We start from the raw sequence: 11,649 nt of genomic DNA, 5'->3' as shown, positions 1-11,649 counted from the left end.
CGCGAGGCAATGGGCGGGGCGGGGAAGGTGCGCCGGGGACGGTCGCCCCGGCGCGTGCGGGCAGGCTCAGTAGAGCGCGGCCGGCAGCGGTAGCTCGGGCAGTTCGGCGGGCAGCGTGCCGGCTTCGCCGGCGACGAAGGCGGTCGCCGCGCGCAGCACCGCCGGGTCGCGCAGCAGCCGGAAATGGCCGAGACCGTGCGTGCGGATCAGCTGCGCGCCGGGCAGGCAGGCGGCGATCCGCTGCGAATGCGCGAACGGCACGTGGCGGTCGCCGCTGTCGTGCACCAGCAGCGCCGGCAGCGACAGCCGGCCGAGGTCCTCGATGCGGTCGATGTCGTCGAAGCGCTTGCCGTAGCGGTGCTCGATGCGTTGGCGCAGGCGCTCGCGGACGGCGGCGCTGAGGCCCAGCTGGCGTGCGAAGCGGTGCATGTAGCCGGCGATCGACGCCGGCGTGCCGAGCAGGACGGCGCGTTCGAGGACGAGGCCGTCGCGCAGCGCGAGGCCGATCGCCGCGGCGCCGAGCGAGTGGCCGATCGCCGCGTGGAACGGGCCGCAGGCCTGGTCGATGGCGGTGATCGCGCGCGCCAGGTTGGGCAGCGCGGTGCGCCGCCCCTCGCTTTCGCCGTGGCCGGGGTGGTCGAACCAGACGACGCGGAAGCCGCGCGCCAGCAGCGGCGCGACGAAGCCGCCGAGCTGCGCGCCGACGCCGCCCCAGCCGTGTACCAGCAGCACCGCCGGCGCCGCGGCCGGGCCGGCCTGCCAGAGGACGACGTGGCCGGCGTCGGCGAGCACCGTCTCGCGGCGCGCCGCGGCCGGCGCCGGGTAGGCCGCGGGATGGCGCGGCGGCGTCGTGAACAGGCGTTCGGCCTGGCGGCGGGCGAGTTCCGGACGCAGGCGCGAGAGCAGGCCGAAGTAGCCGCGCGTCGCCGTCTGGGCGGCCATTGAAAAGGATCGAACGATCGTGCTATTGAGCTGCGAAAGCGTCGGGGCGTAGGTCGTCATGGAGATCTCCTCGGGGGTCAGGCGGCCGCGGTGGCGGCCGAAAGCAGGCGGTCGAAGGCGGCGCGGGCGCGTACCGCGGCCTCCGGGCGGCGCAGCAGGCGCGCGCCATGGTAGTAGGCGAAGACGATGCCGAGCGCCTCGAAAGCGAGCTGCGCGACGTCGCTGCCGGCCGGCAGCTGGCCTTCGGCGACGGCGAGGTCGAGCGCGCGCTCGAGGTTGCGCTGCAGGCGGTCGAAGTGGGCGACGAGGCGCTCGCGCACCGGCCCCGGCCGGTCGTCGAACTCGATCGCCGCCGCATGCAGCGGGCAGCCGTAGGCGAGGCCGCTGTCGTCGGTCCATTGCAGCCAGTGCTCGAAGATCGCGCGTACCCGCGGCAGCCCGCGCGGCGCCTGCAGCGCCGGCGCAAACACGGTCTCCGCGAAGCGCTCGGCGGCGCGGTCGATGGCGGCGATCTGCAACTCCTCGCGCGAGCCGAAATGCGCGAACAGCCCGCTCTTCGAAAGCCCGGTGCGTGCCGCCAGCGTGCCGATCGTCAGCGACTCGAAGCCGCCTTCACTGGCTTGCGCCAGTGCGGCGTCGAGGATCATCGAACGGGTGTTTTCGCCTTTTCCCATGGAGTTACTTTACGAACGATCGTTCTTTTTGTCAAGTACCTCGTCGGGCTGCCCGATCCGGCGTGCTTCCCGGCCGGAAAATGCTCCGGACCGGCGGCGACTGGGGCAGATTCCGTGCGACGGCGTGTGTCGGGGCGATGGGGCGGCCGGCCGGGGAACCTGCACTGCCTGCCGCCAGCCCAATTCCCGTGGCCGTGTGCGCGCAGCTTGGTTCTCCGGCAGGCCCGACTGCGGCGTGCCGCGCCGCGGGCTGCGGCACGCGGTCACTATCCCTTTTGCTATGGAGGAGGCGATATGGCGGAATTCTGCGACATTACCTTCGATCGCGAACGATTGAAGGAAGCCATCCGGTCGACCTACGGCAGGGTCGCCACCGAGCCCGATGGCGATTTCCATTTTCATCGCGGCCCGGCCTACGCGGTATCGCTGCTGCGCTATGACCGCGGCGAACTGGACGAACTGCCGCCATTCGTGACCGCGTCGTTCGCCGGGGTCGGCAATCCCTTGAAGGTGGCGGACCCGGCGCCGGGGGCGACCGTGATCGATCTCGGTTCCGGCAGCGGGATGGACTGTCTCCTTGCCGGGCGTCGCGTCGGCCCCGACGGCCGGGTCATCGGGTTCGACATGACCGATGCGATGCTCGACATGGCTGCCCGCGGCGCGGAAGGCGCCGCCCTGCCGCAGGTGCGATTCGAGAAGGCGGAAATCAACCGCCTACCGCTCGATGACGCTTCCGTCGACGTGGCGATTTCCAACGGCGTCCTGAATCTGAGTCCCGACAAGGCCCGGGTGATCGCCGAGCTCTACCGTGTGCTGCGCCCCGGCGGGCGCCTGCAGCTGGCCGATATCGTGATCGATGCCGAACTGTCCGCCGCCGCGCGCAACGACATCGAACTGTGGGTTGGTTGAATCGCGGGAGCTCTGCAGTCTGCAGGCTATCTTGCGGCGTTTGCAAACGCCGGATTCGAACGTGTGGCGGTGGTCGAGTATTTCGATTCCTTCGCCGGGACGAGCAAGGAGGGGATCGCGCGCAAGTACGGGGTGAGAGGCGCGAATTTCGTCGCCTTCAAGGACTGAGACGGTTTGCCGCTGGCGGCGGCACGCACCGGCGATGCAGGGGCGGGGCCGTCGCCCGCGCCTCCCGTCAGCCGCCGGCGTCCGCTTCCGCGTCGCCGCCGCCGGCTGACCGCGGCTCGCCGTGCTGCATCGAAAACATCTGCCGGTACCGGCTCGGGGAGACCGTGGTCGTGCGCTCGAACAGACGGCGGAAGGAACTGGGATCCCCGTAACCGACGCGGTCGACGATTTCCTCGAAGTTGAGGTCGGTGGATTCCAGCAGCCGCTTCGCGCCCTCGACGCGAAGCTCCTGGATGTACTGCCGCGGCGAACATCCCAGCGCTTCGTGAAACCTCCGGATGAGCGTGCGCGACGTGGTATTCAGTGCGTCGGCGAGGCCCGCCACCGACAGCGGCTGGCGGATGTGCGAGCGGATGTGGCTCTGTGCCCGCATCACGAGTTCGTCCCGATGCTGCATGCGCGCCTGGAGCGTCATGTAGGGAAACTGCGATTCGCGCTTCGCATTTACCAGCATGACCTTGGCGCAGGAGAGGGCGAGGGGCGGACCGGCGAAGTGCTCGACGATGCGCAGGCAAAGGTCGAGGCCGGCGGTGAAGGCTCCCGACGTGAAAATGCGGTCGTCACGGGTCACCAGCTCGCCCTCGCAGAGCGATGCGCGCGGGTAGTTCGCCCGGAACAGCTTGCCCAGCCACCAGCTGGTCGTCACCCGCTTGCCGTCGAGCAAGCCGGCCTCCGCGAGTACGAAGGTTCCTGCGCAACTGGCTGCGAGCAGCCGGCCCTGTTCGTGCTGAGCCCGCAGCCAGTCGCCGCACCGGGCGGCGAGCGCGCCGATCTGCCGCGAAAACCTCGTCGTGTCGCCGGTGAAGTGGAGTCCGGGAATGTAGATCAGGTCGGGGGCCGGACTGCTTGCCGGGGAGCCGGTGACGGCGATGTCGAGGCCGCCCATGCTCCTTGGCGCCCGGCCGTCGGGAGAGACTACCTGCCACCGGAAGGGCGCCGGCACCTGCTCGTCGCCGCGGGTTGCATAGAGGTTGGCGATATCGAGCACCTCGACCATCGAGCTGATCGCCGAGCCCTGACAGTCGTCGTACGCCAGCAGCGCCAGCGTTCGGGGTCCGGTTGTCGCATTCGGCTTCGTAATCGTCATTTGCGACCTTTCGCAGCGGGGGCGGGAAACGCAGAATGATTTCACCGTAGCGGATCCGTGCAGTCGATGCACAACCCCGAGAGGAGGAAATCATGAATGCCTCGTCCGAATCCTGCCCCGTCACGCTCCAGCGTCGTCAGGTCATCGAGTTCGAGATCGCCGGCGGCGACTCGATTCTATGCGTCAGCGGCTGCCTGTGGGGAACCTTTACCGACAGCAACGAAGACATCGTATTGATGCCCGGGCAATCGTTTTCCGCGGAGCGGCCGGGGTGTCTTGTCGTGCAGGGGCTGGGGATTTCCAGCCTGCGCCTGATCCGTTGCGCGAAAACGCGGAGCGCCGGGTTCGTCGCGAACCTCGCGCACCAGTGGTTCGCGCGCGCTCGCGACGGCGAGTTCGCCGCCTGAGCGGGGGACGCGGCGACCCGCCAGCCCCGCCCGCGCCGACAATGGGCCGCCGCGCTGCGTCGTGCCGCGACGATCCGGGGGAAACGGGTTGCCGGAGGGCAATGAAAAGGCCGCCCGCAGGCGGCCTCGTCGGTGAGCCCGTCGGTTCAGCCCCGGGCGCGGCTTTCCAGCACCTCGATCGCCGGCAGCTTCTTGCCTTCGAGGAATTCGAGGAAGGCGCCGCCGCCGGTCGAGATGTAGTCGACGTCGTCGGCGATGTGGAACTTGGCGATCGCCGCCAGCGTGTCGCCGCCGCCGGCGAGCGAGAAGCCGTCGGAGTGGGCGATCGCCGAGGCCAGCATCTTGGTGCCGCCGGCGAACTGGTCGAGCTCGAAGACGCCGACCGGGCCGTTCCAGACGATGGTGCCGGCGTGGGCGATGATGTCGGCGAGCTTGGCCGCCGTCTTCGGGCCGACGTCGAGGATGCGGTCGTGCGCGCCGACCTCGTCGACCGACACCTTGGCGCCGCGCGCCATCGCCGACACCTCGTCGGCGACGACGACGTCGACCGGCAGCGGCACGTCGGCGCCGCGCTCCTTCATGATGTCCATGATCGCGTGCGCCTCGCTGACCAGGTTCGGCTCGGCCAGCGAGTCGCCGATGCGCTTGCCGTTGGCGAGCAGGAAGGTGTTGGCGATGCCGCCGCCGACGATCAGCTGGTCGACCTTCTCGGCCAGCGACTTGAGGATGGTCAGCTTGGTCGACACCTTGGCGCCGGCGACGATGGCGACCAGCGGCCGCTTCGGGTTCTCCAGCGCGCGCGACAGCGCGTCGATCTCGGCGCCCATCAGGAAGCCGGCGCAGGCCACCGGCGCGAACTTGGCGATGCCGTGCGTCGTCGCCTCGGCGCGGTGGGCGGTGCCGAAGGCGTCGTTCACGTAGATGTCGCACAGCTTGGCCATCTTCTGCGCCAGCTCGTCGCTGTTCTTCTTCTCGCCCTTGTTGCAGCGGCAGTTCTCGAGCAGCACGATCTCGCCCGGTTCAACCTTGAAGCCGCCGTCGACCCAGTCGGCGACGAGACGCACCGGCTTGTTCAGCAGCTGGCCGAGGCGCACGGCGACCGGCATCAGCGTGTCCTCGGGCTTCAGCTCGCCTTCGCTCGGGCGGCCGAGGTGCGAGGTGACCATCACCGCGGCGCCGTTCTCCAGGCAGTACTTCAGCGTCGGCAGCGCGGCGCGGATGCGCGTGTCTTCGGTGATGTTGCCGGCGTCGTCCTGCGGCACGTTGAAGTCGGCGCGGATGAAGACGCGCTTGCCCTTGACGTCGAGGTCGGCGAGCTTGAGAACGTTCATTGGAAAACTCCTGGTGAAGGTCGGAAGGTAGGGTTCAGGAAATCTTCTGCCGCCAGTGGCAGGCGACGTCGAGCATGCGGTTGGCGAAGCCCCATTCGTTGTCGAACCACAAGAGCAGGTTGAGCATGTGCTGGCCGGCGAGCCGCGTCTGGCTGCCGTCGATGATCGCCGAGTGCGGGTCGTGGTTGAAGTCGACCGAGGCGTGCGGCGCGGCGGTGTAGGCCAGCAGCTTGCGCCACGGGCCGGCGGTGGCCGCCGCCAGCAGCGCGTTGACCGCGTCGGCGGTGACCGGCCGGCCGGCGTCGATGACCATGTCGATCGCCGAGACGTTGGCCGTCGGCACGCGGATCGCCTTCGCCTGCACGCGGCCGGCGAGCGCCGGCAACAGCCGCTCGACGCCGCGGGCGAGGCCGGTCGACACCGGGATGATCGACTGCATCGCCGAGCGCGTGCGGCGCAGGTCGGCGTGGTGGTAGCCGTCGGCCAGCGGCTGGTCGTTCATCACCGAGTGCAGCGTGGTCAGCAGCACGTGCTCGATGCCGATCTCGCGCGCCAGCAGGTCGAGGACCGGCACGACGGCGTTGGTCGTGCACGAGGCGTTGGAAACCAGGCGCTCGCTGCCGGCGAGCGTCTCGTGGTTGATGCCGTAGACGATCGTCGCGTCGACGTCGGCGGCGCTGTTCGCCGGGTGCGACAGCAGCAGGCGCGGCGCGCCGGCGGCGATGAAGCGCTGCAGCTCGGCGCGCGTGCTGTAGCGGCCGGAGCATTCGACGACGAGATCGATGCCGAGGCCGCGCCAGTCCACCGCCTCCGGTGTCGTTTCGTGACTGACGGCAATGGTGTCGCCGTCGATCAGCAGGTTCTGCCCGTGCAGCTCGACCGCCCCGGGGAAGCGGCCGTGCGTCGAGTCGAAACGGGTCAGGTAGGCGATGCTCTCGAGCGCCGCCGGCTCGTTGATGGCGACCACCTGCAGCCGGTCGCGGCACGGCGACTCATGCAGCGCGCGCAGGAAACAGCGGCCGATGCGGCCGTAGCCGTTGATCGCGAGGCGGAGCGGTTTTTTCAACACGGGGTCCGGAGAGGCGGAAAAGAAAAAGGGCAGGCCCGCGGCCTGCCCTCTGCGGACGATTTACTTGGCGTTCATCCAGGCGCGCGCGGCATCGAGCATGCGGCAGGAGTAGCCCCACTCGTTGTCGTACCAGGCCAGCACCTTGACCAGCACCGAGCCGTCCTCGCCCTTGATGACGCGGGTCTGCGTCGCGTCGAAGGTCGACGAGACGGTGGTGTGGTTGAAGTCCGACGACACCAGCGGCTCGTTGTTGACGTCGAGGATGCCCTTCAGCGGGCCGTTGGCGGCGGCGGTCATCAGCGCGTTGATCTCTTCCTTGGTCGTCGCGCGCTCGGCGGTGAAGGTCAGGTCGACCAGCGAGACGTTGATCGTCGGTACCCGGAGGGCAAAACCGTCGACCTTGCCGACCAGTTGCGGCAGCACCAGGCCGACGGCCTTGGCGGCGCCGGTCTTGGTCGGGATGATGTTGGCGGCGGCGGCCCGCGCCCGGCGCAGGTCCTTGTGGCGGACGTCGACGGTGACCTGGTCGTTGGTGTAGGCGTGGATGGTGGTCATCAGGCCCTGCTTGATGCCGACGCTGTCGGCCAGGATCTTGGCCACCGGCGCCAGGCAGTTGGTCGTGCAGGACGCGTTGGAGACGACGGTGTGCGACGCCTTCAGCGCGCCTTCGTTGACGCCCATCACGATCGTCGTGTCGACGTCGTCGCCGCCCGGCGCTGAGATCAGCACGCGCTTGGCGCCCTGGTCGAGCAGCGCCTGCGCCTTGGCCTTGGTGGTGTAGGCGCCGGTGCACTCGAGCAGCACGTCGACGCCGTGCGTCGCCCAGTTCACGCCCTTCGGGTCCTTGGTCGAGTAGAAGGCGATCGGCTTGCCGTCGATGATGATCGTGTTCTCGCCTTCGGTGCTCACCGAGGTCGCGAAGCGGCCGTGCGTGGTGTCGTACTTCAAGAGGTGGGCGTTGGTCGCCAGGTCGCCCGAGGCGTTGATCGCGACGACCTCGAACTCGTTCTGCAGACCCTGTTCGTAGATCGCGCGCAGCGTGCAGCGACCGATCCGACCGAAACCGTTGATGGCGACTTTGATACCCATTGCTTTGCTCCTGGAAAGAACCGAATAGCGATTAAAGAATGCCTTTGACCGTGGCGACGACGTTGGCCACGGTGAAACCGAAGAATTCGAACAGCTTGGGCGCCGGGGCCGACTCGCCGAAGCGGTCGATGCCGATCACCGCACCCTTCAGGCCGACGTACTTGCGCCACAGGTCGGGGTGGCCGGCCTCGATGGCGATGCGCTTCTGGCACTTGCCGAGCACGCTGGCGCGGTAGTCGGCGTCCTGGCGGTCGAAGACGTCGGCGCAGGGCATCGAGACGACGCGGGCGGCGATGCCATCCATCTTCAGCGCGGCCTGCGCGTCGAGCGCGAGCTTCACTTCCGAGCCGGTGGCGATCAGCACCACCTGTGCCTCGCCGGCGCAGTCGGACAGCACGTAGCCGCCGCGGCGGATGGTCTCGGCGGCAACGCCGGCGGTGACCGTCGGCAGGTTCTGGCGGGACAGCGCGAGCACGCTCGGGCCGTTCTGGCGTTCGATCGCGGCAGCCCAGGCGACGGCGGTCTCGGTCGCGTCGGCGGTGCGCCAGACGTCGAGGTTCGGGATCAGGCGCAGGCTGGCGACGTGCTCGACCGGCTGGTGCGTCGGGCCGTCCTCGCCCAGCCCGATCGAATCGTGCGTGTAGACCATGATCTGGCGCTGCTTCATCAGCGCCGCCATGCGGATCGCGTTGCGCGCGTAGTCCGAGAAGACGAGGAAGGTCGCGGTGTAGGGGATCAGGCCGCCGTGCAGCGCGAGGCCGTTGGCGATCGCGGTCATGCCGAATTCGCGCACGCCGTAGTACAGGTAGTTGCCGCCTTCGCTCTTCGAGACGCCCTTCGAGCCCTTCCACAGCGTTAGGTTCGACGCGGCGAGGTCGGCCGAACCGCCGATCAGTTCCGGCAAGAGCGGCGCGAAGGCGCCGATGGCATTTTGGGACGCCTTGCGCGTGGCGATGTTCTCGGCCTTGGCGGCGATGCCGGCGATGGCGGCGGCGGAAGCGCCGGCCCAGTCGGCCGGCAGTTCGCTGGCCATGCGCCGCGTGAATTCGGCGGCGAGCTCGGGGAAGGCCGCGGCGTAGGCGGCGAAGCGCCGGTTCCACTCGGCCTCGGCGGCGGCGCCCTTCGCCTTCGCGTCCCAGGCGGCATAGACGTCGGCGGGAATCTCGAACGGCGCGTGGTGCCAGTTGATGTGCGGGCGCGTCGCGGCGATTTCGGCTTCGCCGAGCGGGGCGCCGTGCACGTCGTGGCTGTCGGCCTTGTTCGGCGAGCCCATGCCGATCCGCGTCTTGCAGCAGATCAGCGTCGGCTTGCCCGCTTCGGCGCGCGCCGCGAGCAGGGCCTGTTCGATGGCCTCGGCCTGGTGGCCGTCGACGTCGGGGATCACCTGCCAGCCATAGGCTTCGAAACGCTTCGGCGTGTCGTCGGTGAACCAGCCCTCGACGTCGCCGTCGATCGAGATGCCGTTGTCGTCGTAGAAGGCGATCAGCTTGCCCAGGCCGAGCGTGCCGGCGAGCGAGCAGGCTTCATGCGAGATGCCTTCCATCAGGCAGCCGTCGCCGAGGAAGGCGTAGGTGTGGTGGTCGACGATGGCGTGGCCGGGCCGGTTGAACTCGGCCGCCAGCACCTTCTCGGCGATGGCCATGCCGACGGCGTTGGTGATGCCCTGGCCGAGCGGACCGGTGGTCGTCTCGACGCCGGCCGTGTGGCCGACTTCCGGGTGGCCGGCGGTGCGCGAGCCGAACTGGCGGAAGCTCTTCAGGTCGTCGATGGTGAGGTCGTAGCCGGTCAGGTGCAGCAGCGCGTAGAGCAGCATCGAGCCGTGGCCGTTGGAGAGCACGAAACGGTCGCGGTCGGCCCACTGCGGGTTGATCGGGTTGTGCTTCAGGTAGCGGCGCCACAACACTTCGGCGATCTCGGCCATGCCCATCGGCATGCCGGGGTGGCCGGAGTTGGCCTTCTGCACGGCGTCCATGGCCAGGGCGCGGATGGCGCTGGTGAGCGGGTTGAATTCGATGCGGGGGGCGGTGCTGGTGGACGCGGACACGATGGTTTGCCGGGAAGCTGAAAAGGCGAAATTATCCGCCAAAACAGGGGCTTTTTCCAGTCGCCGGGCCGCCGGGCGGGGGCGGCGAAGCGGGCGCTCACCTGCCGGTCCGGTTTGGGCGGCGAGCGGGGCGGGGTAGATTCCTCGGCCGCGAACGGCGAAAATGCGCGCCTGCCCATTCCCGATCGCCGTCCGGCCCGTGCCGCGGCGCCCCGCCCGAACCCATGCTGCGACTGACCGAACTCCGCCTGCCCGTTGACCATCCGCCCGAGGCCCTGCCCGCGGCGATCGCCCGCAAGCTCGGCGTGGCGCCGACGGAGATCGCCGACTTCACGGTGTTCAAGCGCGGCTACGATGCGCGCAAGCCGGAGCGGCTGTCGTTCATCTACACCGTCGATGTCGCCGTGAACAGCGAGGCGGCGGTGCTGAAGCGGCTCGCCAACGACCGCCACGTCGCGCCGGCGCCGGACACCGCGTACCGCTTCGTCGCGCAGGCGCCGGCGACCCTGAAGTCGCGGCCGGTCGTCGTCGGCTTCGGCCCCTGCGGCATCTTCGCCGCGCTGCTGCTGGCGCAGATGGGCTTCAAGCCGATCGTGCTCGAACGCGGCAAGGCGGTGCGCGAACGGACGCAGGACACCTGGGGGCTGTGGCGCCGGCACGTGCTCAACCCGGAGTCGAACGTGCAGTTCGGCGAGGGCGGCGCCGGCACCTTCTCGGACGGCAAGCTCTACAGCCAGATCAAGGACCCGCGCTTCCTCGGCCGCAAGGTGATGGCCGAGTTCGTCAAGGCCGGTGCGCCGGAGGAGATCCTCTACGTGTCGAAGCCGCACATCGGCACCTTCCGGCTGGTCAGCATGGTTGAGAAGCTGCGTGCCGAGATCGTCGAACTGGGCGGCGAGGTCCGCTTCCAGCAGCGCGTCACCGGGCTCGACCTCCGCGACGGCCGCGTATGCGGCGTGCAGCTGGCGGGTGGCGAGACCCTTGCCACGGACCATGTCGTGCTCGCGCTCGGCCACAGCGCGCGCGACACCTTCGAGTCGCTCTTCGCGCAGGGCGTGTTCATGGAACCGAAGCCGTTCTCGGTCGGCTTCCGCATCGAGCATCCGCAGTCGCTGATCGACCAGGCGCGCCTCGGCCCGCACGCCGGCAACCCGCTCTTGGGCGCCGCCGACTACAAGCTGGTGCATCACGCGACGAACGGTCGCGCCGTCTACAGCTTCTGCATGTGCCCCGGCGGCACGGTGGTGGCGGCGACCTCGGAGCCGAACCGGGTGGTGACCAACGGCATGAGCCAGTATTCGCGCAACGAGCGCAACGCCAACGCCGGCATCGTCGTGAACGTCGATCCGGCCGACTACGGCGGCTCGCTGGCGAACCCGCTGGCCGGCATCGCCTTCCAGCGCGAGCTCGAATCGCGCGCCTTCGAACTCGGCGGCGGCAACTATGATGCGCCGGCGCAGCTGGTCGGCGACTTTCTCGCCGGCCGGGCATCGACGGCGCTCGGCGCGGTCGAGCCCTCCTACAAGCCGGGCGTGAAGCTGACCGACCTCGCGACGGCGCTGCCGCCGTACGCGATCGAGGCGATGCGCGAGGCGCTGCCGGCGTTCGGGCGGCAGATCCGGGGCTTCGACATGGCCGACGCGGTGCTCACCGGCGTCGAGACGCGCACCTCGTCGCCCTTGCGCATCACGCGCGGCGAGGATTTCCAGAGCCTCAACGTAAGGGGGCTGTACCCGGCCGGCGAAGGCGCCGGCTACGCCGGCGGCATCCTGTCGGCCGGCGTCGACGGGATCAGGGTCGCCGAGGCGGTGGCGCAGGATCTGGTGCGGCCGGTCTAGGCGCCTGCACCCCTTCGCCAGGGGGGCCGGG

General features: G+C 69.5%; 10 protein-coding genes. 3 read left to right on the top strand and 7 right to left on the bottom strand.

Going from position 1 to position 11,649, the window contains the following annotated elements; all coding sequences use genetic code 11:
• Positions 1–66 precede the first annotated feature (66 nt).
• Both IWH25_RS00275 and IWH25_RS00270 read right to left on the bottom strand, forming a co-directional pair.
• Entirely contained in the window at positions 67–1,002 is a 936-nt protein-coding gene (locus IWH25_RS00275; protein WP_203387365.1) for an alpha/beta fold hydrolase, read from the bottom strand.
• Positions 1,003–1,019: 17 nt separating this feature from the next.
• The gene (locus IWH25_RS00270) at positions 1,020–1,616 is read right to left on the bottom strand and encodes a TetR/AcrR family transcriptional regulator (RefSeq protein ID WP_203387364.1); all 597 of its coding nucleotides are present in this window, start codon (positions 1,614–1,616) and stop codon (positions 1,020–1,022) included.
• Positions 1,617–1,910: 294 nt separating this feature from the next.
• On the opposite strand from IWH25_RS00270, the gene IWH25_RS00265 reads away from it, so the two are divergent.
• A complete protein-coding gene (locus IWH25_RS00265; RefSeq protein ID WP_203387363.1) occupies positions 1,911–2,525 on the top strand; it encodes a methyltransferase domain-containing protein in 615 nt (204 codons plus the stop codon).
• Between the two features lie 235 nt (positions 2,526–2,760).
• Here the strand turns inward: IWH25_RS00265 and IWH25_RS00260 are convergent, their stop codons facing one another.
• Entirely contained in the window at positions 2,761–3,840 is a 1,080-nt protein-coding gene (locus IWH25_RS00260) for a GlxA family transcriptional regulator (protein WP_203387362.1), read from the bottom strand.
• 92 nt (positions 3,841–3,932) lie between these two features.
• Here IWH25_RS00260 and IWH25_RS00255 point away from each other — a divergent pair, with 92 nt between their 5' ends.
• Positions 3,933–4,247: a DUF2917 domain-containing protein gene (locus IWH25_RS00255; protein WP_203387361.1), complete on the top strand. Its 315-nt coding sequence runs from the start codon at positions 3,933–3,935 to the stop codon at positions 4,245–4,247.
• A gap of 146 nt (positions 4,248–4,393) precedes the next feature.
• Here the strand turns inward: IWH25_RS00255 and IWH25_RS00250 are convergent, their stop codons facing one another.
• From IWH25_RS00250 to tkt, 4 genes are all read right to left on the bottom strand, one after another.
• A complete protein-coding gene (locus IWH25_RS00250) occupies positions 4,394–5,578 on the bottom strand; it encodes a phosphoglycerate kinase (protein ID WP_203387360.1) in 1,185 nt (394 codons plus the stop codon).
• 34 nt (positions 5,579–5,612) lie between these two features.
• Entirely contained in the window at positions 5,613–6,644 is a 1,032-nt protein-coding gene (locus IWH25_RS00245) for a type I glyceraldehyde-3-phosphate dehydrogenase (RefSeq protein ID WP_203387359.1), read from the bottom strand.
• Between the two features lie 63 nt (positions 6,645–6,707).
• Positions 6,708–7,736 carry a type I glyceraldehyde-3-phosphate dehydrogenase gene (gap, locus tag IWH25_RS00240; protein ID WP_203387358.1) on the bottom strand — a complete coding sequence of 343 codons (1,029 nt, stop codon included), beginning with the start codon at positions 7,734–7,736 and terminating at the stop codon, positions 6,708–6,710.
• 31 nt (positions 7,737–7,767) lie between these two features.
• Positions 7,768–9,708 (bottom strand): transketolase, encoded by a 1,941-nt coding sequence (tkt, locus tag IWH25_RS00235; protein ID WP_420827046.1) that lies wholly within the window; start codon positions 9,706–9,708, stop codon positions 7,768–7,770.
• Positions 9,709–10,004: 296 nt separating this feature from the next.
• Between tkt and IWH25_RS00230 the strand changes: the two genes are divergently transcribed.
• Entirely contained in the window at positions 10,005–11,618 is a 1,614-nt protein-coding gene (locus tag IWH25_RS00230; protein WP_203387356.1) for an NAD(P)/FAD-dependent oxidoreductase, read from the top strand.
• Positions 11,619–11,649: the final 31 nt, after the last annotated feature.

The organism is Azospira restricta, from assembly GCF_016858125.1.
GTDB lineage: Bacteria > Pseudomonadota > Gammaproteobacteria > Burkholderiales > Rhodocyclaceae > Proximibacter > Proximibacter restrictus.
Note: the sequence above shows the minus strand (reverse complement) of the source record. Positions and strands in the feature narration are given on the sequence as shown.